Annotated in this window: 19 protein-coding genes and 2 tRNA genes; 10 read left to right on the top strand and 11 right to left on the bottom strand. The window is 70.7% G+C overall.

The window, feature by feature from the left end; all coding sequences use genetic code 11:
* Positions 1–3: 3 nt before the first annotated feature.
* The gene (locus AB5G72_RS05860) at positions 4–1,557 is read right to left on the bottom strand and encodes a glycoside hydrolase family 13 protein (protein ID WP_440221472.1); all 1,554 of its coding nucleotides are present in this window, start codon (positions 1,555–1,557) and stop codon (positions 4–6) included.
* Positions 1,558–1,592: 35 nt separating this feature from the next.
* A complete protein-coding gene (locus tag AB5G72_RS05865; protein ID WP_120286386.1) occupies positions 1,593–1,988 on the bottom strand; it encodes a globin in 396 nt (131 codons plus the stop codon).
* A gap of 283 nt (positions 1,989–2,271) precedes the next feature.
* Here AB5G72_RS05865 and AB5G72_RS05870 point away from each other — a divergent pair, with 283 nt between their 5' ends.
* Positions 2,272–2,883: an HNH endonuclease gene (locus tag AB5G72_RS05870; protein WP_120286337.1), complete on the top strand. Its 612-nt coding sequence runs from the start codon at positions 2,272–2,274 to the stop codon at positions 2,881–2,883.
* 33 nt (positions 2,884–2,916) lie between these two features.
* On the opposite strand, the gene pepN is transcribed toward AB5G72_RS05870, so the two are convergent.
* Positions 2,917–5,520 (bottom strand): aminopeptidase N, encoded by a 2,604-nt coding sequence (pepN, locus tag AB5G72_RS05875; protein WP_440221220.1) that lies wholly within the window; start codon positions 5,518–5,520, stop codon positions 2,917–2,919.
* 113 nt (positions 5,521–5,633) lie between these two features.
* Here pepN and AB5G72_RS05880 point away from each other — a divergent pair, with 113 nt between their 5' ends.
* The 3 genes from AB5G72_RS05880 (at position 5,634) to AB5G72_RS05890 (ending at position 7,663) form a co-directional block, all read left to right on the top strand.
* Complete coding sequence (locus AB5G72_RS05880) at positions 5,634–6,260, top strand: mycothiol-dependent nitroreductase Rv2466c family protein (protein ID WP_067719785.1); 627 nt, start codon at positions 5,634–5,636, stop codon at positions 6,258–6,260.
* Between the two features lie 89 nt (positions 6,261–6,349).
* Positions 6,350–6,823, top strand: coding sequence for a ribose-5-phosphate isomerase (locus AB5G72_RS05885; protein WP_096905799.1), 474 nt, complete (start codon positions 6,350–6,352; stop codon positions 6,821–6,823).
* A 6-nt stretch (positions 6,824–6,829) separates the two neighbouring features.
* Entirely contained in the window at positions 6,830–7,663 is an 834-nt protein-coding gene (locus tag AB5G72_RS05890) for an Fpg/Nei family DNA glycosylase (RefSeq protein WP_096905798.1), read from the top strand.
* Between the two features lie 246 nt (positions 7,664–7,909).
* Here AB5G72_RS05890 and AB5G72_RS05895 read toward each other — a convergent pair.
* A tRNA-Gly gene (locus tag AB5G72_RS05895) sits at positions 7,910–7,983 on the bottom strand.
* A 200-nt stretch (positions 7,984–8,183) separates the two neighbouring features.
* Here AB5G72_RS05895 and AB5G72_RS05900 point away from each other — a divergent pair.
* The 5 genes from AB5G72_RS05900 to clpX all read left to right on the top strand — a co-directional run bounded on the left by AB5G72_RS05900 (position 8,184) and on the right by clpX (position 12,693).
* Positions 8,184–8,260, top strand: a tRNA-Pro gene (locus tag AB5G72_RS05900).
* Positions 8,261–8,310: 50 nt separating this feature from the next.
* Positions 8,311–9,714: a trigger factor gene (tig, locus tag AB5G72_RS05905; RefSeq protein WP_154830471.1), complete on the top strand. Its 1,404-nt coding sequence runs from the start codon at positions 8,311–8,313 to the stop codon at positions 9,712–9,714.
* A 209-nt stretch (positions 9,715–9,923) separates the two neighbouring features.
* A complete protein-coding gene (locus AB5G72_RS05910) occupies positions 9,924–10,586 on the top strand; it encodes an ATP-dependent Clp protease proteolytic subunit (RefSeq protein WP_440221221.1) in 663 nt (220 codons plus the stop codon).
* A gap of 68 nt (positions 10,587–10,654) precedes the next feature.
* On the top strand, positions 10,655–11,278 hold the full coding sequence (locus AB5G72_RS05915; protein ID WP_119192402.1) for an ATP-dependent Clp protease proteolytic subunit: 624 nt from the start codon (positions 10,655–10,657) through the stop codon (positions 11,276–11,278).
* Between the two features lie 146 nt (positions 11,279–11,424).
* Positions 11,425–12,693 (top strand): ATP-dependent Clp protease ATP-binding subunit ClpX, encoded by a 1,269-nt coding sequence (gene clpX, locus AB5G72_RS05920; RefSeq protein ID WP_096905794.1) that lies wholly within the window; start codon positions 11,425–11,427, stop codon positions 12,691–12,693.
* A gap of 73 nt (positions 12,694–12,766) precedes the next feature.
* On the opposite strand, the gene AB5G72_RS05925 is transcribed toward clpX, so the two are convergent.
* The 7 genes from AB5G72_RS05925 to benA all read right to left on the bottom strand — a co-directional run bounded on the left by AB5G72_RS05925 (position 12,767) and on the right by benA (position 23,474).
* Positions 12,767–14,056, bottom strand: a complete 1,290-nt coding sequence (locus AB5G72_RS05925; RefSeq protein WP_440221222.1) for a benzoate/H(+) symporter BenE family transporter — start codon at positions 14,054–14,056, stop codon at positions 12,767–12,769.
* On the bottom strand, positions 14,053–16,947 hold the full coding sequence (locus AB5G72_RS05930) for a LuxR C-terminal-related transcriptional regulator (RefSeq protein ID WP_440221223.1): 2,895 nt from the start codon (positions 16,945–16,947) through the stop codon (positions 14,053–14,055). The genes AB5G72_RS05925 and AB5G72_RS05930 overlap by 4 nt, the downstream gene beginning before the upstream one ends.
* A 4-nt stretch (positions 16,948–16,951) precedes the next feature.
* Positions 16,952–18,412 carry an MFS transporter gene (locus AB5G72_RS05935; RefSeq protein ID WP_271799893.1) on the bottom strand — a complete coding sequence of 487 codons (1,461 nt, stop codon included), beginning with the start codon at positions 18,410–18,412 and terminating at the stop codon, positions 16,952–16,954.
* Between the two features lie 150 nt (positions 18,413–18,562).
* Positions 18,563–19,396 (bottom strand): 1,6-dihydroxycyclohexa-2,4-diene-1-carboxylate dehydrogenase, encoded by an 834-nt coding sequence (locus tag AB5G72_RS05940; protein ID WP_440221224.1) that lies wholly within the window; start codon positions 19,394–19,396, stop codon positions 18,563–18,565.
* Positions 19,393–21,387: a benzoate 1,2-dioxygenase electron transfer component BenC gene (gene benC, locus AB5G72_RS05945; protein WP_440221225.1), complete on the bottom strand. Its 1,995-nt coding sequence runs from the start codon at positions 21,385–21,387 to the stop codon at positions 19,393–19,395. Before benC ends, AB5G72_RS05940 begins: the two co-directional genes overlap by 4 nt.
* A 91-nt stretch (positions 21,388–21,478) precedes the next feature.
* The gene (gene benB / locus AB5G72_RS05950) at positions 21,479–21,988 is read right to left on the bottom strand and encodes a benzoate 1,2-dioxygenase small subunit (protein WP_154830466.1); all 510 of its coding nucleotides are present in this window, start codon (positions 21,986–21,988) and stop codon (positions 21,479–21,481) included.
* Positions 21,989–22,040: 52 nt separating this feature from the next.
* Positions 22,041–23,474 (bottom strand): benzoate 1,2-dioxygenase large subunit, encoded by a 1,434-nt coding sequence (gene benA / locus AB5G72_RS05955; protein WP_440221226.1) that lies wholly within the window; start codon positions 23,472–23,474, stop codon positions 22,041–22,043.
* Between the two features lie 330 nt (positions 23,475–23,804).
* On the opposite strand from benA, the gene catA reads away from it, so the two are divergent.
* Positions 23,805–24,671, top strand: coding sequence for a catechol 1,2-dioxygenase (catA, locus tag AB5G72_RS05960; protein WP_154830464.1), 867 nt, complete (start codon positions 23,805–23,807; stop codon positions 24,669–24,671).
* The last annotated feature ends 31 nt before the right edge of the window (positions 24,672–24,702 follow it).

Below are 24,702 nucleotides of genomic sequence, written 5' to 3' on the forward strand. Positions count from 1 at the left end.
CCTTCAGGAGTCCTGCAGCCACACGGCGGTGTCCGGTGGCAGATCCCTCCCGTCGAGTGGGCCGGAGGCGAGGAGGATCTCGCCGTCGGGCAGGGGCACCGTCCGAGGGGATGTATTGATCATGCACAGGATCCCGCCGCCTTCGCGCCGAAACGCCTGACACCCGTCAAGTTCACTTTCCCAGACGATCGCTTCGGTGTCCGCCGTCGGCCAGGATTGCCTGATCCCGATCGCCGTCCGGTACAGCGACAGCACGGAGTCGGGGTCCTCCCGCTGGGCGGCGACCGTGAGGTGCGACCATCCCTCGGGCATCGGCAACCAGGTGTCGTCGGCGGTCGAGAACCCGTACGGGGGCCGGTCGCCCTCCCACGGGATCGGCACGCGGCAGTGGTCACGGCCCATCTCAGCGTGGCCGGTCCGTTCCCAGGTGGGGTCGGTGAGTCGATGGTGGGGGATCGCAAAATCGCTGGGCAGGCAGAGCTCGGCACCGTTGTAGAGGAACGCGATCCCCGGCAGCGCCAGCGTGACCAGGAGCATGGCGCGGGCCCGGGCCGTACCGACGGCCCCGTTGCCGTAGCGGGTCACCTCGCGGACGACGTCGTGGTTCGACAGCGCCCATGTGGGTGCCGCCCGCGAGACCCGTGCGGCCTCGAGCGTGGAGTCGATCGCCTCGCGCAGGGCGCGCGCGTCGAACGGGGCGCCGGTGAGGGCGAAGTGGAACGCGAAGTGCAGCTCGTCGGGTCGGAGGTAGCGGGCGAACCGGTCGGTCGGTCCCACCCACACCTCGCCGAAGGTGGCGGCGCCCGGGTAGTCGTCGAGGACGCGGCGGATCCGTCGGTGGATGTCGTGGACGCCGGGTCGGTCCCAGCGCGCGTCGCGGGGGTCGACGACGAGCTGGGCGATCTCCACGTCGTCGGGTAGGTCCGCCAGGTCGTCGGGTTTGGCCAGCCCGTGGGCCACGTCGATCCGGAAGCCGTCGACCCCCAGGTCCAGCCAGAACCGCAGGGTCCGCTCGAGATCGTCGGCGACCTCGGGATTCGTCCAGTCCAGGTCCGGCTGTTCGGGGGCGAAGAGGTGGAGGTACCACTGGCCAGGCGTGCCGTCGGGCTCGGTGACGCGGGTCCAGGCGGGTCCGCCGAACACCGACGGCCAGTTGTTCGGCGGTTCGGAGCCGTCCTCGCCGCGGCCGTCCCGGAAGAGGTAGCGCGCGCGTTCCGGGCTGCCCGGTCCGGCGGCGACCGCGGCGGCGAACCAGGGGTGCTCGATGCTGGTGTGATTGGGCACCAGGTCCATGATGAGCACCTTGCGGGCGGCGTGGAGCCGCCCGAGGAGCTCACGCAGCGTGTCGACGCTGCCGAACAGCGGATCCACGTCCCGCGGGTCGGACACGTCGTATCCGTGGTCGGCGCCGGGGGAGCGCATGATCGGGGAGAACCACACCCCGTCGACGCCCAGATGGTCCAGGTGGTCGAGGCGGTCGATCACGCCCTGCAGGTCACCGACGCCGTCGCCGTCGGAGTCGGCGAACGACCGCGGGTAGATCTGGTAGAGGACCATGTCCTCCCACCGGCGCGTCGCGTGGGAGGGAGGCCTCACCTGATCTCCGCGGTGTTGACCATCATTGCCGCGGCGCGGGTGAGGTAGTCGACCAGCGCGGCCCGGTGTTCGTCGTCCAGCGTCTCGCGGTCGATCGTGTCCACGGCGGCCAGCATGTGGGTGAGCCAGGCGTCGTGGGCGGCGCGGTCGACGACGTACGGGTTGTGCCGCATCCGCAGCCTCGGGTGCCCGCGCTGCTCGGAGTAGGTGGTGGGCCCTCCCCAGTACTGCTCGAGGAACATCCGCAGGCGGTCCTCGGCCGGCCCCAGGTCCTCCTCGGGGTACATCGGGCGCAGCACGGGGTCGCCCGCCACCCGGCGGTAGAACTCGTGGACGATCTTCCGGAACGTCTCCGCTCCACCGATCTCGTCATAAAAGGTGCTGCTGCTCATGCCTCCCATCATGCCTGCCCAGGCGCTCGTGGGGCCCCTGGGCAGGTGGTGACGGGTGGGCGGTGGTGGCCGGACCCCCCCGGGGACGACGACGACGAGATCCCGCGACGGCGACCCGGATCCGCCCGCCCGCCGGGCCGAACCGGCGGGGTCGGCCACCTTCTGCTACGCGTTAGCCGCACGAAGTGTTCACCGAAGGTGCATCATCGTGGCAGGCGAGGTTCACGACGAGCCCGGACACGGCTGATGCACTGGGCTCGGGGCAGACGAGCGGAGACCGACCATGGGCACTGCAGTGCGCGAGAACACGGAGTACCGACAACGGGGTTCACGATCCCCCTCCCGGCTGGAACCGGTCCCGGACCGGCACGTCCCGCTCGCGTCCGCCCCGCGCGTCCTGCTGCTCAACGCCAGCTACGAGGCCCTGACGGCCCTGCCCGCCCGCCGCGCGGTGGTGATGTTGATCGGCGGTAAGGCCGACGTGGTCCATGACCACCCGGTCGAGCTCCTGGTCCGCTCGGTGGACACCGCGATCCGCGTGCCGTCGGTGATCCGGCTACGCGAATACGTCCGGATCCCGTACCGCTCGCAGGTCCCCATGACCCGCGCGGCGCTCATGCACCGCGACGGACACAGGTGCGGCTATTGCAGCGCCAAGGCCACCACCGTCGACCACGTCATCCCGCGCAGCCGCGGGGGAGCGCACGGGTGGGAGAACTGCGTGGCCTCCTGTGCGCCGTGCAACCACCGCAAGGCCGACAAGCTGCTCTCCGAGCTCGGCTGGGAGCTGCGGGTGCCCCTCGCCGCGCCGCGGGGCCGGACCTGGCGGTTGGTGTCCCAGTTGCGGGAGATCGGCCCGCACTGGGAGGACTACCTCTACCTCGACGCCGCCTGACCGACCGGTGTGGCCGCCCGGCCGACCGGCCGGTCAGCCGGCCTCGGCCGCGTCGACGGCCCGGGCGTCCAGAGCCCGGACCATGTCGGCGGTCTGCTCGGCGATGATCCGCCGCAGGGCCGACGGGTGGGTCTCGTCCGCGACGACCTGCTCGAAACGCTCGACGGTGTCGCGGTCCACCGCCCAGGACGGGAAGAGCCCCTCGGCGACGGTCTGGGCGAGATCGCCGGGTCGTGCCCTCCACAGCGCAGTGACGTCGTCCAGGTAGCGCTCGCAGAGGCCGGTGAGCAGGTGCTCCTGACCGGGCAGGTCGACACCCAGGAGCGTGGCGCGCACGATCGCGTTGGTGGGGGCGTCGGCACCGGTCTCCAGCAGCAGCTGCTCGGCCTCCTCCTTGGCTCCGACGGTGGGGCGGGCGGCACGCGCGGTGGCGGCCCGCCGGGCTCCGCCGGCGGTGTCGTCGGTGGCCAGTTCCGCCTCGATGCTGTCGGTGTCCGCGGCGCCGGCGGCGACCAGCGCGGTGAGCACGGTCCAGCGTAGGTCCGTGTCGACGACGAGGCCGGGCAGTCCCGCGTCGTCGGCTCCGGCGTCGAGGAGCGTGGCGAGCACGCGCCCCTGATCGACACCGACCGGGCAGGCGCACAGGGCGGTGAGGAACGCCAGCTGGTGATCGGACCCCGCCTCCGCGTCGCGGGCCGCGGTGAGCATGGCTGCGGAGAACGTCTTCCAGCCGGTGGCGGCGGCCCAGTCCGGGTCGGCGTAGCGTGCCAGCGCGGTCTGGGCCTGGGTGAGCACCCTCTGCACCACGCCGATGTGGGACTCACGCGGCACGGCCCGGGCCACGACCTCGACGAACCGGCGGGTCGGCAGGCGCCCCTCCCGCGTCATCTCCCACAGTGCGGACCAGCACAGCGTCCGCGCCAGCGGGTCCGCGACGTCCTCGAGCGACTCCAGGACGGTGGCCAGGGACCGCTCGTCGAGCCGGACCGAGCAGTAGGTCAGGTCGTCGTCGTTGGGCAGGACCAGATCGGGCACGGGCTGCCCGGCGAGCGCGGCGACGGGCGTCCGCTCGCCGGAGATGTCCAGCTCGGCCCGTTCGGTGCGCACGATCGCACCGGACCCGTCGCGGCTGTACAGGCCCACGCCGAGCCGGTGGGTGCGCAGCTCGCCGGCGCCCGGGGACGCCGGGCCCTGGACCACGGTCAGGTCGTCGATCGTGCGGGAGTCGCCACCGGTCGTGACCTCGACGGAGATCGGGTTGATGCCGGTCGTGCGCAGCCACTGGTCGGCCCAGCCCGACAGGTCGCGCCCCGACGATGCCTCCAGTGCGGAGAGCAGGTCGTCGAACCGGGCGTTACCGAAGGCGTGGTCGGCGAAGTACGCGCGCAGACCGGCCAGGAACGGCTCGCGACCGACATAGGCCACGAGCTGCTTGAGCACCGAGGCGCCCTTGGCGTAGGTGATCCCGTCGAAGTTCGTCTCCACCGTCTCCAGGTCGGTCATGTCCGCGGCGACGGGGTGTGTGGAGGGCAGCTGGTCCTGGCGGTACGCCCACGACTTCTCCACGATCGCGAAGGTCGTCCAGGCGTCCGTGTACTGCGTCGCGTCGACCTGGGCCAGCACCGAGGCGAACGTGGCGAAGGATTCGTTGAGCCACAGGTCGTCCCACCAGAACATGGTCACCAGATCGCCGAACCACATGTGGGCCATCTCGTGCAGGATCGTCTCGTTGCGCCGTTCGTAGCGGTAGCCGGTGGCCCGGGAGCGGAAGACGTAGTCCTCGAGGAACGTCACGGCACCGGCGTTCTCCATGGCACCGGCGTTGAACTCTGGGACGAAGATCTGGTCGTACTTGCCGAACGCGTACGGCAGGCCGAACTCACGGTGGTAGAAGCCGAAGCCCTCCTTGGTCTCGGCGAACAGGCGTTCCGAGTCGAGGAACTCCGCCAGCGACGCCCGGCACAGCAGGCGTAGAGGAATGGTGCCGTGCTCGTCGGTGTAGGCGTCCTCCACCACGTGGTACGGGCCCGCGATGAGGGCGACGAGGTACGTCGACATGATCTCGGTGGGGGCGAAGCGGTGCACCACGCCACCGCCGGGGGCCGGGGACTCCTCGGCCGGGGTGTTGGCCACCACCACCCACTGCTCGGGCGCGGTCACCGTCAGGGTGTAGCGGGCTTTGAGGTCGGGCTGGTCGAAGCAGGCGAACACCCGCTTGGCGTCCGCTGTCTCGAACTGCGAGTAGAGATAGACCTCCCCGTCGGCCGGGTCGACCATCCGGTGCAGGCCCTCACCGGTGGTGGTGTACGCCAGATCGGCGTCCACGATCAGTTCGTTCGTCGCCTGCAGGTCGGGCAGGGTGATGCCGTCCTCGTCGTTGTATCGCTCGTCGCCGGGGGCCGGGAACAGTTCCCGGCCGTTCAGGGTCGCCGACCGGATCACGGCCGCGCGGAGGTCGATGAAGGTCTCCGCACCCGGACGGGAGCAGGAGAACCGCACTACGGTGCGCGAACGGAAGGTGTCGGTCCCGGGCCCGCCGTGGCCGTCGGTGAGATCGATCTCCACGTCGTACGACTCGACGGCGAGCAGTTCCGACCGGGCGGCGGCGTCGGCGCGGGTGAGGTTGAGCGAGCGCATCGGTGAGGACCTCGGTTCGGTGGGGGTTCGGCTACCGCACCAGTCCTACCACCCGGCGGGGAGCCGAGGCGGCCGCAGTGGCGGCGGCCGCCGGAGACGGGGAGGATGGGGTCATGACATCAACTACCCGGTCCGCCACCCGCTCCGTCGACTTCTGGTTCGACCCGCTGTGTCCGTTCGCGTGGGTCACCAGCCGCTGGATCCTCGAGGTGGAGAAGGTCCGCGACATCTCTCTGACGTGGAACGTCATGAGCCTGTCCGTGCTCAACGAGGGTCGCGACCTGCCCGAGGACTACACGGCACTGATGCAGCGCGGCTGGGGGCCGGTGCGCGTGGCCATCGCCGCGGCGAAGCTCCACGGTCCGGAGGTCCTCGGGACGCTGTACACCGAGTTGGGCACCCGCATCCACGACCAGGGCCGCGGCATCGAGGACCCCACCGTGATCACCGAGGCGCTCCAGGCTGCAGGCCTGGACGCTGACCTCGCCGCCGCCGCGGGGACCGACGAGTACGACGACGAGCTGCGCGCCTCCCACCACCGTGGCATGGACCCGGTGGGCGACGAGGTCGGGACCCCGGTCCTCCACGTCGACGGCACCGCGTTCTTCGGTCCCGTCCTCACCCGCATCCCGCGAGGCGAGGACGCCGGCAAGGTCTTCGACGGCGCCGCCATGCTCGCCGACTACCCGTACTTCTTCGAGCTCAAGCGAAGCCGTACCGAGGACCCGCAGTTCGACTGAGATCGCGCGCGGCTGTGGTCGGCTGGGCGGCTCTCGCCCGGCCTCGCCTGCCGTGGGGATCCGTGGAGTCGCGTGGCAGAATCTCCGTCATGCGCATCTACCTGGGGGCGGACCACGCCGGCTTCGAGACCAAGAACGCCATCGCCGAGCACCTGAAGGCCTCCGGGCACGAGGTGGTCGACTGCGGCGCCCACACCTACGACGCCGAGGACGACTACCCGGCCTTCTGCATCGACGCGGCAGCCAAGGTCGTCGCGGACCCGGGCAGCCTCGGGATCGTGCTCGGCGGCTCCGGCAACGGCGAGCAGATCGCGGCCAACAAGGTCCCCGGCGCCCGCTGCGCCCTGGCGTGGAGCGTCGAGACCGCGCGGCTGGCGCGTGAGCACAACAACGCCCAGCTCATCGGCATCGGGGGCCGCATGCACTCGGAGGAGGAGGCGCTCGCGATCGTCGACGCCTTCCTCGACCAGGAGTGGTCGGGGGTCGAGCGTCATCAGCGGCGCATCGACATCCTCGCCGAGTACGAGGCCACCCACGAGGCCCCGCCCGTCCCCGGCGCCTGAGTCCCCGTGCCTGAAGGGCACACCCTTCACCGGCTGGCCCGCCTGCACACCGAGTACTTCGCAGGCGGGCCCGTTCGTGTGTCCAGCCCGCAGGGGCGGTTCGCCGACCACGTCAGCGTCGACGGCCGGTACTTCGACCGCGCGACGGCCGTCGGCAAGCACCTCTTCCACCACTACGAGGGCGGCCTCGCGGTCCACGTCCACCTGGGGTTGTACGGGTTCTTCGACACGCACCTCGTCCCCGAGGGGCAGGACCCGCCCGCCCCGGTCGGGCAGGTGCGGATGCGGGTGGGCGCGACGGCGGGGGACGGGCCCGCCCACGTCGTCGACCTGCGCGGCCCGACCCGCTGCGAGGTGATCGCCGAGGCGGGCGTCGCAGACGTACGAGATCGGCTGGGCCCGGACCCGCTGGACCCCGCGGCCGATCCCGATCGGGCGTGGGCGCGGATCAGTCGTAGCGCGCGGACGATCGGTGCGCTGCTCATGGACCAGAAGGTGCTGGCCGGCGTCGGCAACGTCTACCGCGCCGAGGTGCTCTTCCGGCACGGGATCAGCCCGTTCCTCCCCGGGGTGGAGCTGCGCGAGGGGGAGTTCCGGGCGCTCTGGGACGACCTCGTGACGCTGATGGAGGTCGGGGTGGAGACCGGCGCCATCCACACGATCCGTCCCGAGCACGACCACGGCGACGTACCCCGCCGGGGAGCCGATCGACCGCGCAATTACGTCTACCAGCGCGACGGCTGGGCGTGCCGGGTGTGCGGGGACGAGATCGCCCTGCAGACGATGGACGCCCGGACGCTCTTCTGGTGCCCGACGTGCCAGGCGGGCCGACCGCGCTGAGGCCGCGCAGGCGGCATTTCGCAGCCGCCCGCCGCCATGGCGTCTCGCGCGCACCGCGGTGCGGGCAGGGCGCCGGGCCGAGGAGCGGCTGTGGGAGGTGCGGGCATGCGCTCGCGCGAGACGCCATCCGCGGGAGCGCCTGCGGGGCGGAGGTGGGGACTTCGCGGGGATGCACCGCGTGGGACCTCCGGCCGGGAAATCGACGATGCCCCGCCTCGTCAGTGTCTGACGGGACAGGGCATCCGGTGGAGCGGGTGACGGGAATCGAACCCGCGTAGCCTGCTTGGAAGGCAGGGGCTTTACCATTAAGCTACACCCGCGTCGGCAGCCTGACCTGGCGTTTCATCCACGGTCACGCTCACGCCCGGACAACACTACCGGACCCTGGCGGCGCTCCCAACTCCCGGTCCGACAAGTCGGAATCGGCGGGCGGATGGCCCTGTCGTACACTGGGCGAGTTGGTTTGCGGCCCGGCGGATGTCCTGTGCATGATCGCGGGATGGTCGGCCGCGCGACTCACCGGGATGTGGCGCAGCTTGGTAGCGCATCCGCTTTGGGAGCGGAGGGTCGCAGGTTCGAATCCTGTCATCCCGACCAGCGGAGCCGAAAGACACGAACCCCACATGACTTCCTAGGAGAACATCACCGTGAAGAGCACTGTCGAGCAGCTCAACCCGACCCGGGTCAAGATCACCGTGGAGGTGCCGTTCGCGGAGCTCGAGCCGGATTTCGCCAAGGCCTACAAGTCGCTCGCCGGCCAGGTCAACATCCCGGGCTTCCGCCCGGGTAAGGCCCCGGCCAAGCTCCTCGAGTCGCGGATCGGTCGCCCGGCGGTCCTCGAGCAGGTCATCAACGACATGATCCCGTCGCGCTACAGCCAGGCCGTCGACGAGCACGAGCTCGTCGTGCTGGCCCAGCCCGAGATCGAGGTGACCAAGCTGGAGGACAACGACGTCGTCGAGTTCACCGCCGAGGTCGACATCCGCCCGGAGATCACCCTGCCGACCTTCGAGGACCTCGAGGTCACCGTGGAGGCCCCCGAGACCGACGAGGCCGCCGTCGACGCGGAGCTGGACAACCTGCGTGCCCGCTTCGGAACCCTCAAGGGCGTCGAGCGCGGCGCCACCACGGGCGACTTCCTCTCCGTGGACCTGGCCGCGACCGTCGACGGCGAGCCCGTCGACGAAGCCTCCACCGAGGGACTGTCCTACGAGCTCGGCTCGGGCACCCTCGTCGAGGGCCTGGACGACGCGGCGGCGGGTCTCAAGGCCGGCGAGTCCAAGGAGTTCACCTCCTCGCTCGTCGCCGGTGACCACGCCGGCAAGGAGGCGGTCATCACCGTCACCGTTCAGTCCGTCAAGGAGCGCGAGCTGCCCGAGGCCGACGACGAGTTCGCGCAGATGGCCAGCGAGTTCGACACCCTCGACGAGCTCAAGGCCGATCTGACCGAGAAGGTCGCGCAGCAGGCCAAGGCCGGCCTCGCGGGCGAGATCCGCGACAAGGTCCTCGACGCGCTGATGGAGGCCACCGACGTCCCCACCCCGGAGGCGGTCGTCGAGTCCGAGGCCCACGCCCAGATGCACCAGCTCATCGACCAGTTCGGTGGCGACGCGTCCATCCTGGACCAGGCGCTGGCCGCCGAGGGCACCGACCGCGAGACCTTCGAGGCCGAGACCCGTGAGGGTGCCGCCCGCGCCATCCGCAGCCAGCTGCTGCTGGATGCCGTCGCCGAGCAGAACTCGACCGATGTCTCGCAGGAGGAGCTCACCCAGCACATCCTGTTCCAGGCCCAGCGCTACGGCATGGACCCCAACCAGTTCGTGCAGCAGATCCAGCAGGCCGGTCAGCTCGGCTCGCTGTTCTCCGACGTCCGCCGGTCCAAGGCTCTGGCCGACGTGATCGGCAAGGTCACTGTCAAGGACACCGAGGGCAACGTCGTCGACACCAGCGAGTTCTTCGGCACCGTCGAGGCCGATGGCGCCGATGACGCCGAGGCGACCGCGTCCGACGCCGACGAGACGGCAGCGGACGAGAAGGACTCCGACGCCTGATCGTCCCTTGATCGACCCCCGACAGGGCCGGGACCGCACCACGCGGCCCCGGCCCTGTCGTCGTGGCCCCCGCGGACGATGCTGGTGGCCCGACGCTGAGAGCGAACACCCGCCCCGGCGGGACGGTTCCGTCGTCGGTGTTGGTTAGTGTTTGACGTAACGGTTCCCCGGCCACCGGTCGGCCGGGCGCCGCGCTAGCGGTGAAGACGATGAGCGAAGGTAGGATCCCCGTGGCCCAGAACGGTTCAGCGGCTCAGCCCGGTTCGACGCAGCCCGCACTCAGCTCGCCGGGGTCGCACGGACTCACCCTCGGCGACTCCGTGTACGAGCGCCTCCTGCAGGAGCGGATCATCTTCCTGGGCTCCCAGGTCGACGACGACATCTCCAACCGCCTCTGCGCGCAGATCCTGCTGCTCGCGGCGGAAGACCCCACCCGCGACATCGCGCTGTACATCAACTCGCCCGGTGGTTCCGTGACGGCCGGCATGGCGATCTACGACACGATGCAGTTCGTCGAGTGCGACGTGGCCACCTACGGCATGGGCCTGGCCGCCTCGATGGGTCAGTTCCTGCTGACCGCGGGCACCAAGGGCAAGCGCTACGCCCTGCCGCACGCGAAGATCATGATGCACCAGCCGTCGGCCGGTGTCGGTGGTTCGGCCGCCGACATCGCCATCCAGGCCGAGCAGTACGCCGCCACCAAGCGTGAGATGGCCGAGCTCATCGCCTTCCACACGGGCCAGACGTTCGAGCAGGTCACCGAGGACTCCGACCGTGACCGCTGGTTCTCCGCGGAGGAGGCCAAGGAGTACGGGTTCGTCGACCACGTGATCTCGCGTGCGTCCCAGACGGGCGGGACCTCGCCGTCGTGATCGAGCCCTCCGCCCACGGGAGCGCTCCCGCAGCCCACCCAGCCCCGCACACCACCACGGAGTCACCGATGACCTCAATGCCGACCTCCCGATACATCCTGCCGTCCTTCGTCGAGCACTCCAGCTACGGCGTCAAGGAGTCCAACCCCTACAACAAGCTCTTCGAGGAGCGCATCATCTTCCTGGGCACCCAGGTCGACGACGCCTCGGCGAACGACATCATGGCCCAGCTGCTGGTCCTGGAGGGTCAGGACCCGGACCGCGATATCACCATGTACATCAACTCGCCGGGTGGCTCGTTCACCTCGCTCATGGCGATCTACGACACCATGCAGTACGTGCGGCCGGACATCGTGACGGTCTGCCTCGGCCAGGCCGCGTCGGCCGCCGCCGTGCTGCTCGCGGCGGGCACCAAGGGCAAGCGGGCCGCGCTGCCCAACGCCCGCGTGCTCATCCACCAGCCGGCCACCGGCGGCATCCAGGGCCAGGTCTCCGACCTCGAGATCCAGGCCGCGGAGATCGAGCGGATGCGTCGCCTCATGGAGACCACGCTGGCCCAGCACACCGGGCGCACCGCCGATCAGGTCCGCAAGGACACCGATCGCGACAAGATCCTCACGGCCGCGGAGGCCAAGGACTACGGGATCATCGACACCGTGTTCGACTACCGCAAACTGTCGACGAGCAACTGAGCCGACGGCGGCGCGCCGCTGGGGGTAGCGGTGCGCCGTCGGGTGCAATGAACTGATCACGCGGGGTCGGCTTTACGGCCGTCACCGCGTACCGTCGACTACGGGGCGTGACATCGGCGCCCCCGGAATGCGAGGACGTAGAACTCATGGCGCGTGTAGGTGAGAGCGGCGACCTGTTGAAGTGTTCCTTCTGTGGGAAGAGCCAGAAGCAGGTCAAGAAGCTGATCGCCGGTCCCGGCGTCTACATCTGCGACGAGTGCATCGAGCTGTGCAACGAGATCATCGAGTCCGAGGTCGACGATGCGCAGGAGACAGGTCCGGACACGCTGCCCAAGCCGTCCGAGATCCACGCGTTCCTGGACGAGTACGTGGTGGGGCAGGACGCCGCCAAGCGGAACCTGGCGGTGGCCGTCTACAACCACTACAAGCGCATCCGGGTGGGGGCCTCCCTCGGCCGCGGCGACGGTGTCGAGTTGGCCAAGTCCAACATCCTCATGCTGGGACCCACCGGCTGTGGCAAGACGTACCTCGCCCAGACGTTGGCCAAGATGCTCAACGTGCCCTTCGCGATCGCGGACGCCACCGCGTTGACCGAGGCCGGTTACGTGGGTGAGGACGTGGAGAACATCCTCCTCAAGCTCATCCAGGCTGCGGACTTCGACACCAAGCGTGCCGAGATGGGCATCATCTACATCGACGAGGTCGACAAGATCGCCCGCAAGGCCGAGAACCCGTCGATCACCCGGGACGTCTCCGGTGAGGGCGTCCAGCAGGCGCTGCTGAAGATCCTCGAGGGCACGCAGGCGTCGGTGCCGCCGCAGGGCGGCCGCAAGCACCCGCACCAGGAGTTCATCCAGATCGACACGTCCAACGTGTTGTTCATCGTGGCCGGTGCCTTCCAGGGCCTGGAGAAGATCGTCGGCGACCGCGTGGGTCGCAAGGGGATGGGTTTCGGGTCCGAGGTCGCCAGCAAGAAGGACCTCGACACGACCGACAACTTCAGCGAGGTCATGCCGGAGGACCTGGTGAAGTACGGGTTGATCCCCGAGTTCATCGGCCGCCTGCCCGTCGTGGCGACCGTGACGAGCCTGGACCGCGAGGCCCTGGTCAACATCCTCTCCGAGCCCAAGAACGCACTGGTCAAGCAGTACGCCCGGCTGTTCGAGATGGACGGTGTCGAGCTGGAGTTCACCGAGGACGCGCTCGAGGCCGTGGCCGACCAGGCGATCCTGCGGGGGACCGGTGCCCGTGGCCTGCGCGCCATCATGGAGGAGGTCCTCCTGCCGGTCATGTACGACATCCCCGGGCGCGATGACGTCGCCCGCGTGGTGGTCACCGGTGAGACGGTCCGCGACAACGTCCTGCCGACGATCGTCCCCTTCTCCGACGAGGAGCTGCGCGAGCGTTCCGCCTGACACCGGACCCGTGAGAAGGCCCCCGCCACTCGGCGGGGGCCTTCCGTCGTCTCCGGCCCGGGCGGGCGCCGGGTCAGGCCGCGGCCCGCCGCTCCAGCAGCACCGAGACGGCCATCCCCAGCACGATGCCCCAGAACGGCGCCGAGATCCCGAGCAGCGACACGTCCGCGACGGTGACGAGCAGACACACGACCGGTCCGAGTGCCCGGTCGGTCCGGAACGCGGTGACGAACGCCGACTGCAGCGGCGCGAGCATCGCCAACCCGCCCAGGGCCGCGATGAACGCCGCGGGCGTGCCGAGGATGAGCCCGACGAAGGCCGGGGAGAAGACGCCGACCACCAGGGCCAGGCCGCCGTTGGCGATCGCGGCGGCGTAGTGGCGGTCGCGCTCACCGGAGGAGACGAGCAGGGCGTTCGTCGGTCCGGTCAGGCACGTCGAGACCGCGCCGACCGCCGAGACCAGCAGGGACCAGACGCCGCACGCCACCGCGCATGCCGAGACCGGGGGGTGGTGGCCCTTCGCGCGCAGGACCGCGATGCCCTGACCGTTCTGCACCACGAGGACGGTGATGGCCAGTGGCACGACCAGCTCGGCGATCGCCCGGAGGGTGAACTCCGGGGCCTGCAGCATGGGGGCGGCGATCAGCCCGTCGTCGAGGACGCCGCGCGACAGCCCGCCGGACAGGACCACGGCGACGATCCCCACGACCATCGCGGCCAGGATGGGCGGTACCACCCTGGCCAGGCGGGGGACGGCGCCGACGACGAGGAACGCGATCGCCATCGGTAGGGCCACCGCGACGGAGGCCCACACGGCCTCGACCAGTCCCAGCCCGAACCGGAGGAACACCCCGGCGACCATCGCCATGATGATCGGCATGGGGATCCAGTCCATGAGCCGGCGGGCCAGGCCGGTCAGCCCGACCAGCAGGATCAGCACCCCGGTCACGACGTAGGCCCCCAGGACCTCCGACCACCGCAGGTGCCCGAGCGAGTTGCCGACGATCACGGTGCCCGGGATGGTCCAGAAGAACGCCAGCGGCGTGCGGTAGACCCAGCTCATGAGGATGGTGAGCAGTCCGTTGGCGAAGAACACGCCGAAGATCCACGAGGACAACTGTGCGGGGGACAGGTCGCCCTGCCCGCCGGCGGCGAGGATGACGGCGACGGGGCCGGTCGCAGAGAACACGAGCGCGATCAGCGCGTTGGCGAACTCGCGGGGGCCGAGGTCGGCGAGGACCCGGCGGGGCGAGGGGCGCGCCACCGGGGCGGAATCGCGTCGGCGGCCGCGCGCGGGCGGTTGGCCGGTCGCGGTCGGGTCGGCGGGGCGGACGGTGGTGTCGTCCGGGGTTCCGTTGCTCACAGGTCTCCCGTGGGGTCGGGGTCGGTACGCGGTGCATCGGTACGCGGGGAATCGATACGCGGGGAATCGATACCGGGGGGGTCGGTACGGAAGGGTGCGCTGCTGCGGGAGACGTGGGCCGCCAGTTCCGTACGACCGCTCACTCCGAGCTTCGAGTAGATGCGGGTCAGGTGGTACTGGACGGTCTTGACCGACAGGAACAACTCCTCGGCCGCCTGGGCGTTGGTCCGGCCCGCGGCGACGAGCGTCGCGACCGCACTCTCCTGAGGCGTCAGGGTGCTGTTGCCCCCCGTCCTGGCCACGTCCACACCGCCCGCGCGTCGTTCGCGATCGCACCGCTCCACGTAGGCGCGGGCGCCCAGTTGCTCGTAGATGTCGCGGGCGGTGCCCAGCGCGAGGTGCGCCTCCCGGCGTCGGCCGGCCCTGCGCAGGGTCTGCCCGTAGCCGAAGTGCATGCGCGCGGAGTAGTAGGGCATGGCCAGGCCGTCGAGGTGGTCGAGACTGCGCCGGAAGATCCGGTTGCACTCGTCGACGTCCCCGCGCACTGCGGCGATACGGGCGCGCACCGCTCCGAGCCGGGCGAGGGTGGAACGGTGGCCCCGGCGCTCGGCGCGGGCCTCGGCGGGACCGATGAGGTCCTCCGCCTCGTCGAGCCGACCCGCGAGGACGAGCGCGTGTGAGTACAGGTCGTGCCACGGCCAGTACCCGGGTTGATCGATGTCGAGTTCGCGGGACAGGGCCACCAGGGGCTCGGCTGCCAGACGCACGGACGTGTAGTCACCGGACGAGGCCGCCACCTGCATCCGCGCCATCGCCGACGGGATGACCTGGACCGGGTAGGCGTCGGTGCTGGTCGTGAGATTGCGCAGGTGGGCGGCCGCCCCGAGGTGGTCTCCCCGCATCGACCGGATGACGGCGCCGGGCCAGTGGACGACCGGGGCGAGCAGGTCCAGTTCGAGGTCGTCGACCCTGCGGGCGGCGGTGTCCACCACCCGCAGGGCGTCATCCCAGTCGCCGCGCAGCAGGAGCGTGCGGGCGAGCCACGCCTGGGCCCAGATGGAGATGCGTGCGGAGCCCGAGACGTCCGCCGTGGGGACCGCGGACCCCAGGTGCCGGCGGGCGGTCTCCAGGTCGTCGCGAGCCAGGGCGATCCACCCCGATGCCATCTCGAAGCGCTGGGCCACGGCCGGCGCGAGACCGGCGAGCCGGTCCTCGACGGCGGGGGACGCGTCGGGGCCGCCCTCGATCGCGCGGCCCAGCATCTCGATGGCCCGGGCCTCCTCGACCTCGGGTTGGTCCGGGCGCCCGCTGCCGGTGACCACCCGTGTCCAGTGGCGGATGCGGGTCGGTCGCCACTCGCACAGGGAGTGGACGACGAACTTCTGGGCCAGGGCGACCGGGTCCGCGGCGGGAGAACCCGGGACGCCGCCCTCGCGGGCGGCGAGGGCGCGGTCGAGCAGGACCTGGGCCTCTCCGGCGTGCCCGAGGTGCACCGCGAGGGATCCCAGTACGGCGTCCCGCCGGGGATCCGACCGCACCCGCTCCAGTCCCTGGGCCAGTGATCGGGCCTCACTGATGCGGCCCGCGTTGATGAGTGCGTCGACCCCGTCGATGTGCAGGTCGCGGGCGCGGTCGCCGTCAGGGGTGAGCGCCGCCGCGGTGAGGTAGGCGTGGCCGGCCGAGCTCCATCGACCGGCGCGGGCGTGCACGAGCGCGCGGGCGCGCAGCGTCTCGGACAGGTCCGCATCGGGCCCCGTCGACGCGGAGGCGCGGTGGTCGAGCGCGCCGTCGACGTCGTCGGCGGCCTCGGCGACGCGGCCGGCCAGCGTATGCAGGTGGAGCAGTTCGCTGGGCGGTACCCCGCGAAGGACCGCCGTCCGCAACAGTGGGGAGCGGAACCGGACGGTCGCGGCGCCGGGGGAGAGGTCCACCTGGGCCAGGTCCGCCGTGTGCGCGGCGTCCAGGGCGGCGGACACGAGCGCGGGGCCGGGTACGACCCCGCCCCGCGCAGAGATGAGCGCGGTCAGCGACTCGAGCGTGACTGGTGGGGACAGGACGGCGGCAGCCTCGATGACCTCCCGCTGCCCGGGCTCCATCGCGTCGAGCAGCGCCGCCGTCTCCCGCTCGACGGAGGCGGGCAGCGGCGGGACGGAGAAGGGGGCGATCCACCACGAGCCGGGCGCCTGATCGGCCACTGTCGCCACGGCACCCGCCTCGCCGCCGGTGTAGTCCAGTAGACGCCGGGCCGCCGCCGCGGACGGTTCGCGCCCGGTCCGGGTCGCGACGAGCGTCCGGATTTCGGACTGGTCCAGGGCTCCCAGCCGCACGGTCTCGCGGGCCAACTCCGCGCACAGTTCGGCGGAGGGGCCGTGCGCGGGGCTGCCGAGGGTCAGCACGAGCATGACGGAGGCCCGGCCGGCCGCCTCCACGGCGGAGGCCAGGACACGCAGGGAGTCGGGATCGGAGTACTCCGCGTCGTCGATCACCACCACCGCGCCGGGGCCGGCGGTGACGAACGCCCGGGCCAGGGACTCGACGAGCACGACGTCACCGACCGGCCCGGCCGTCTCTGCGACCCCCGCGACCCCGGCCGTCTCTGCGGCCGCGGCGTGACGTGGTGGTTCGGCGTCGGGCCGGGGCAGGCGCTCGAGGACCCGGGCGGCCACGACGAGCTTCGTGTCCTTCTCCCACGGCAGCGCCCGCACGAGCACCGAGGTGACCCCGGCGAGTTCGGCGACCACGGAATCGACGAGGTGGCTCTTGCCCCCACCGTCGGCGGCGGTGACCAGCACGGTCGTCGACCGCTTGCCCGCCACCGCGTCGTGGATCGAATGGAGACGATCCGCGGCGCGGTGGTGACCGTAGCGGGGGACGGGGTGGGCGAAGGTCATGCGGTCAGCGTAGATCCGACCCGGCATGCTCGACCGGTTCCGCGGCGACGGGCTCCCCGGCCACCGCGGCGGCCGGCGGGTCGAAGTCCAGCGGCGTGACCTCGTCGGGGACCGCGACGGGCTCGGACTGGGCGGGCGAGCGGGGCACGGCCAGGGTCAGGGCGGCGCCGGCGAGGGCGATCCCGCCGAACACGAGGAAGGAGGTGTCCGCCTCCAGTCCGGCCGCGACGAGGAAGCCGCCGATCACGGGACCGAGGATGCCGCCGAGGCGTCCGAACCCCGCGCACCACGCCACACCCGCGGCGCGTGCGCCCGTCTCGTAGTAGTTGGAGACGAACCCGTACAGCAGGACCTGTGTGCCGATCGTGCCCATGCCGGCAGCCGCGACGAGGGCGACGACCAGGACGAACGGCGGGGACACGGTGATGGCGACCAGGGCCAGGGTGGCCAGGACGAACGAGCAGGCGACGATCACGCGCGGCCCGTGCCGGTCGGCGAGCCACGAGGCCGCGAGACCGCCCACGATCGCGCCGCCGTTGAGGACGAGCAGGAAGCCGAGGGAGCTCTTGGCGTCGATGCCGTAGTTCTCCATGATCGTCGGCAGCCAGGTGTTGAGGCCGTAGGTGAGCAGCAGGCCGGCGAAGCTCATGAACCCCAGGAGCAGGGTGCCGAGGCGGTAGGCGGGGGACAGCAGGGCGGCGAAGCCGGTGCGGGCGGCCACCTTGTCGTCGTCGCGGTCATCGCGAGGCGTCGTGTCGGCGGTGCGGGGCGCGCCCGGCGCCGCGGCCATCTCGAGCGGCAGGCCCCTGCTGGCGCACACCTCGGCGGCCTGGCGGGTGCGGCCGCGGGAGGCCAGCCACCGCGGGGACTCGGGGAGCGCGAACCAGGCGTAGGGGAGGACCAGCACCAGTGGGACGGCGCCGATGAGGAACAGGCCGCGCCATCCGATGTGGTCCCGCAGCACCATGGCCAGCGCGGAGGCCAGGACACCGCCGGCGGGGATCCCGCTGTAGACGACCGCGTTGAAAAGGTTGCGACGCCCGGCGGGGGCGAACTCGGCGATGATCGCACCGGCCGTGGCGACGATGGCGCCGATCCCCAGCCCGGTGAGCAGGCGAAGGACGCCGAACGTGGTGATGTCGCGGGCAAACGCGGTGGCGGCCATCCCGACGGAGAACCAGGCGATGGCGCCGAGCATGATCCGGCGTCGGCCGATGCGGTCACCGACGGCGCCGGCGGTGAGGGCGCCGATCATCACGCCGACGAGGGCGTACGAGCCGAGCGCACCGGCCTGGGCCGCGCCGAGGGCGCCGATCTGGGTGGGGTCGGCCATGAGGGTGGGCAGGACGGCGCCGTAGATGACGAGGTCGTATCCGTCGAAGAGGATGGCGAGCGCCACCACGGCGAGGACACCGTAGACCGTGCGGCGGTGGGCGGGGGACTCCCACACCTCGGGGGCGGGGATGGTTCTCCCGGGTGGGCTGGAGGGGACGGAGCGGCTGGAGGGCGCAGGGGTGCTCGAGGACACGGAAGGGCTCCGTTCGGTGGGGGGTGGGGAGAGGTGTGGGCGTTCAGCCCGGGGTGGCAGGCGGTTCAGCCCGGGGTGGCAGGCGGTTCAGCCCTGGTCGCCGCCGGCGACGGGGAGGACGGATCCGGTGATGTAGGAGGCCTCGTCGGAGGCGAGGAAGCAGATCGGCGCGGCCTGCTCGTGGAGGGTGCCGTAGCGGCCCATCACGGTGGAGTCGACGGTCTGCTCGACGATCTCCGAGTACCAGGTCTTCTCCTGGTCGGTGCGGGCGTCGCCGCCACGGGAGATCCGTCGTTCGGGGGCGAGGGTGCCGCCGGGGGCGGTGGCCACCACCCGCACCCCGTGCGGCGCGGCTTCCAGCGCCAACGCCGAGGTGAGGCCGTTGACGCCGCCCTTGGACGCGGCGTAGGGGACACGGTTGACGCCGCGGGTGGCGACGGAGGAGACGTTGACGATCGTGCCCGCGCCCGCCGAGACCATGGACGGCAGGACCGCCCGGCACATCCACAGCGTGGGGAACAGGGAGCGGCGGACCTCGGCCTCGATCTGCTCGGCCGAGTACTCGTGGTACGGGCGGGCCCAGATGGTGCCACCGACGTTGTTGATGAGCACGTCGATCCGGCCGTGGGCGTCCAACGCTGCGCGGGCCGAGGCCTCGGCACCCTCGAACGTCTCCAGGTCGGCCTCGACGGGTACGACCCGGTGACCGTCCGGGGACACCGCGGTCAGCTCGTCGGCGACCGTGCTGATGAGGTCGGCCCGGTCCACCACGGTGACCAGCCCGCCCTCGCGGACCACCCGGTCGGCGACGGTGCGGCCGATCCCCTGGACAGCGCCGGTGATGAGCACCGACCGGCCGGCGAAGCGACCGCGGGAGACGACGGGCGGGACGGGGTCGTACTCGCCGACGGGCGCGCTCACGACGCCGCCTCCACGGCCTGCTGGTCCAGTGCGGTGCGCATGGTGGCCTTGGCGTGTTCGCTGTGCCGGCGGATGAGGTATCGGGCGGCGTCGCGGTCGCCCGTCTCGAAGGCCGCGACGATCTCCAGGTGCTCGGGGACGATGTCCTCGGACACCCAGCGGGCGTCGGGCAGGACGCTGTTCATCACCTGGGTCACCTCCAGCATGCGGTAGGCCTGCAGCAGCGAGTCGTTGCCGGTGCAGCGGAACAGGAATTCGTGGAACTGGGCGTTCGCGGCGGTGAACCGTTCGGGGTCGAGGAAACGATCGCCCTCGATGTACTGGTTGGCCGACTCGGCGAGCATCCGGAACTCGGCGAGCCGGGCGTCGGCGAGGCGTCCCATGGTCAGCTCGATCACGCCGAGCTCGAGCGCCATGCGGGCGTCGAACTGGGCGTCGGAGTGGCGGATCGCGGGGTGCACCTCGCCACTGACGACGCCGGGGGCCGAGGTGACGGTCTCGGAGCGGTTCCCGCCGGCCAGGGACACCGTGGTAGTGGTGGCGGCGGTGGGCGCGGGTGACCTGGGCGCGAGCGTGACCTGCGGCGGGACGTAGCCGACCGGGCGTGCGGCGATGGGCGCGGGGGATTCGGTCGCGCGGTCGGCGGGCGCGGCGTGCCCGCCCGGGGTCGGCGGGGTGAAACCGACCGGGCGCGCGGCGATGTTCGCCACCGGCTCGGCGGTCCGGGTGACGGGCGCCGTGTGGCCACCGGGGGCGGGAGGGGTGTAGCCGACCGGTCGGGCCTCGATGGCCGGCACGGGGTCCCCGGGGCGGCGCGAGATGATCCGGACCGGCCCGTGTGGTGCGGCCGGAGCCGTGGTGGCCGCGGCGGGTGCCGCGGGCTCCGTCTCCGGGGTGGAGGGGGAGGTGTCGACGACGAGGGCGGCCTCCTCCGTCGGCTCCGCCGATTCCGCGGCGGGCTCGGCGGACCGGTCGGGCACCGCGGTCGCGGGAGTGAACTTCTCGTAGTAGAAGTGCGTCACCTGCTGACCCTCGTCGTCGAGGAATCCACGCACCGCCTCGACCATCGGGGGAGGCCCACACAGGTAGATGTCGGTCGTCCCGTCATGCAGGTGCTCCGGGCGGATCAGCCCCGTGACGTACCCGCTGTTCGGGTGGGTCGTGGCCGGATCGGCGACGACCAGATCCCAGGTCATGCCCGGGATCCGGGTGGTGAACTCGTCCAGCAGGTCCGTGTAGACCACGTCGGTGTCGAACGAGGTGCCGTAGATGAGGTGGACCGGCCGGTCGGTGGTGCCGGCGGCGGCGAGGGTCTCCAGGATCGACAGCACGGGCGCCAGGCCGGTGCCGCCCGCCAGCAGGAGCAGGGGGCGGCTGGACTCGCGGAGGAAGAAGCTGCCCATCGGACCGGTCAGCTCGAGGCGGTCGCCCACGGCGCAGCGCTGGGCCAGGTACTCCGACATCGCGCCGCCGGAGGCGTACTTGATGAGGAACGACAGGTGCCGCGAGTCCGCTCCGGTGGAGAACGAGTACGACCGCGTCTGGTCGGTACCCGGAACCGCGATGTTGACGTACTGGCCGGGCAGGAACGCCAGGGCGTCGCGGTCGTCCAACTCGACCGACAGCGCGAAAGCACCCTCGGCCAGGCGCTCGACGGCGGTGACCGTCGCCGGGTGCGCCGCAGCGGCCGTCTTGGCCACGTCGGAGGTGGTGGGGATCTGCACGACCAGGTCGGAGCGCGGGACCATCTGGCAGGGCAGGCAGTATCCGGCCGCGGCCTCTTCCTCGGTGAGGGCGTCGTCGATGTAGTCGCCGCCGTCGAAGTCGCCGGATTCGCAGAGGGACTTGCACGTCCCGCACGCTCCGTCGCGGCAGTCGAGGGGGATGTTGATCCGGGCCTTGTACGAGGCGTCGGCGACGGTCTCCATCGGACCGCAGTTGACGAAGCGCGTCACGCCGTCCTCGAAGGCCAGTGCCACTGAATAGCTCATGGGGTCTCACTCCAGGTCGCTGGCGATGTCGGCCGCGCACGCGACCGGGTGGGTGCCGGCGCCCTGGGCGGGCGCCGGCGCGGGTGTGGGATCACACCATGTAGACGTCCACGATGTGGTGGATGTAGTCGTTCTTCAGGACCACCTTCTTGTAGGTGATCAGCGGGGACTCACCGGTGACGTCGAGGGTGTAGAAGGACGTGCCGAAGTACTGGTCGGTGGTGTTGTACCGGAAGTACGACGACAACCAGTTGAAACGGATGTCGACCTCTCCGGGCCGGCGGTCGAGCACCTCGATGTTGCTGATGAGGTGGTTCGTCCGCGGTTCCGGCAGTGACGTCGAGGAGGAGCGCTCGGTCCGGATGCGGAACACCCGGTCCTCGATACCGGCCCGGTTCGGGTAAAAGATCAACGAGATCTCCGAGTACGGGTCGGTCGTGAGCTCACCGTCGTCGTCCCAGGCGGGCATCCAGTACATCGCGTCCTCGCGGTAGCACTCGATCCACTGCTCGAACTGGCGGTCGTCGAGCAGTCGTGCCTCGCGGAACAGGAAAGCGGAGATCTCGTCGACGGAGATCGACGCCGCGGCGGGTGCGGTCATGGTCAGGCCTTTCGTGGGGCGGGGGTGGGGCGTGCAGTCGACTCGGGCCGGGTCAGGCGTCTGCCGGGACGGTCGTGCGCTGCCGGGCCCGACGCTCGTCGTCCTCGCGGGCCTGAGCCTCGGCGGCATCACGGGCGGCGGTCTCGGCCTCGAGCGCGCGCTGCATGGTCTCGAGCCAGTAGGCGTGCTGGATCGGGTACAGCCCCTCGTCCTCGGTCTTGGCCCCGGAGGACAGCACGTTCTCCATGCCCAGGCCGCGGGCGGTCTCGTCCGGGCCGGTGATCTGGTGGGTGCTGCCGCGGGTCATGTCGTTCCACGGCGCGACGTCCGCCAGGTAGGTTTTCTGGCAGGACCGGAACTCCTCCAGGTCGTCCGGGGTCGCCATCCCGGTGGCGTTGAAGAAGTCCTCGTATTGACGGATCCGGGCCGCGCGGTTCTCGGCGCTCTCGCCCTTGGGGGCGATGCAGCAGATCGTCACCTCGGTCTTGTCCACCGAGACGGGCTTGAAGTGCCGGATCTGACTCGAGAACTGGTCCATCAGGTACACGTTCGGGTACAGGCACAGGTTGCGGGAGGCTCCCACCATGAACTCGGCCTTCTTGGTGCCGATCTGGTCGGCGAGCTCCTGGCGGCGGTCCCACAGCGGCCGGTCCTCGGGGTTGCCCCACCACATCCACAGGAGCAGGTGGCCGTGCTCGAACGACCAGTAGCCGCCGCCCTGCTTGCCCCAGGTGCCGGCGTCCATCGCCTTGGTCTCGTTCTTGGACTCACCCGACGAGCGGCGCGCGGTGGTCGCCGCGTAGTTCCAGTGGGTGGCCGACACGTGGTAACCGTCGGCCCCGTTCTCGGCCTGGAGCTTCCAGTTGCCGTCGAAGGTGTAGGTGGACGAGCCGCGCAGGACCTCCAGTCCCTCGGGGGACTGGTCGACCAGCATGTCGATGATGGTGCGGCTGTCTCCCAGGTGCTCCTCCAGCGGGAGCACGTCCGGGTTGAGGCTGCCGAAGAGGAACCCGCGGTAGCTCTCGAAGCGTGCCACGCGACGCAGGTCGTGCGAGCCGTCGGTGTTGAACTGCTCGGGGTACCCGGCGTCCCGCGGGTCCTTGACCTTGAGCAGTTCCCCGGAGTTGGAGAACGTCCAGCCGTGGAACGGGCAGGTCAGGGTGGTGCGGTTGTCGCTCTTGCGCCGGCAGAGCATCGCGCCGCGGTGGGAGCAGGCGTTGATGAGGCAGTTGAGCTGCCCGTCCTTGCCGCGGGTGATCACGACGGGCTGGCGGCCGATGTCGGTGGTGAAGTAGTCGCCGACCTCCGGGATCTGGCTCTCGTGCGCCAGGTAGACCCAGTTGCCCTCGAAGATGTGCTTCATCTCGAGTTCGAAGATCTCCTCGTCCGTGAAGATGCGACGGTTGGCGCGGATGATGCCGTCCGCGGGCCGGTCCTCGAGTGCGGTCTCGAGGGTGGCCTGGACGTGGTCGAGTCGATCTGACATCGAGGGCTCCTAGCGTGGGGTCGGTTCCGGCCGCGACGATGCGGCCTGCTGCCGGTGTTCCTCCACGGTGCCCTACTGTGCCTTCGATCACACTAGGGCACCTCCTAGTCATACCTAAGTGCGCCGCGTTCGCAATGCGAACACTGTGGAGGCTCCGGGCACGAGACCTGCACTATTGTCTGAAAAGCGTTCGCTCCGCGCACGGACTATGCTCTACATGCGTTGTGGGCGGTGATTGACGACACATCGAATCCGGCGCACAGTAGGGACATCGACCGGGCCCCACCGGTCCGATCCGACCCCCACACCGACCCCACCAGAGGGAGCGTCATGACCAGCACCGCAGTGCCCACCGCCGCCGGCTCCGGCTCCGCCGCGACGGACAAGTTCAAGGGCAGCCGCTTCACGTCCGACACGAGCACCGAGCGTGCGGCCGCCATCTACAAGGACGTGCTCACCAAGCTGTCCGAGGTGATCTTCGAGCACGAGGTCACCTACGACGAGTACCGCGTCCTCAAGCAGTGGCTCATCGAGGTCGGCGAGGGTGGCGAGTGGCCGCTCTGGCTGGACGTCTTCCTGGAGCACTTCATCGAGGACTCCAACAGCCGCATCTTCAACGGGACCAAGGGTTCCATCGAGGGCCCCTACTACGTGCCGAACGCCCCGGACCTCGGTGCCAAGGGCGTCATGCCGATGCGCGAGGACGAGAAGGGCACGCAGTTCGTGTTCAAGGGCCAGGTCCGCGACCTGGACGGCACGGGCATCGAGGGCGCGTCCGTCGAGCTGTGGCACGCCGACGCCGACGGCTACTACTCGCAGTTCGACGACGGCATGGGTATCCCGGAGTGGAACCTGCGCGGAACCTTCACCACGGACGCCGAGGGCAACTTCCACATCACCACGGTCCAGCCGGCCCCGTACCAGATCCCGCACGACGGACCGACCGGTGAGTTCATCGCCAGTTACGGTGGCCACCCGTGGCGTCCGGCGCACCTGCACCTGAAGGTCACCGCCCCGGGCAAGCGCCTCATCACCACCCAGCTGTACTTCCAGGGTGGAAAGTGGGTCGAGGACGACGTGGCCGGTGCCGTCAAGCCCGAGCTGATCCTGGACCCGAAGCCCAACGCCGACGGGATTGACGAGGTCACCTACGACTTCGTCCTGGACCCCGTCTCCGACAAGCGTTTCGTGGCCTGACCGGCGACGACCTCGTCTGCAATCCCCGCCC

Origin of the sequence: Dietzia sp. MNB45, from assembly GCF_051994785.1 — a bacterium.
Taxonomy (GTDB): Bacteria; Actinomycetota; Actinomycetes; order Mycobacteriales; family Mycobacteriaceae; genus Dietzia; species Dietzia kunjamensis.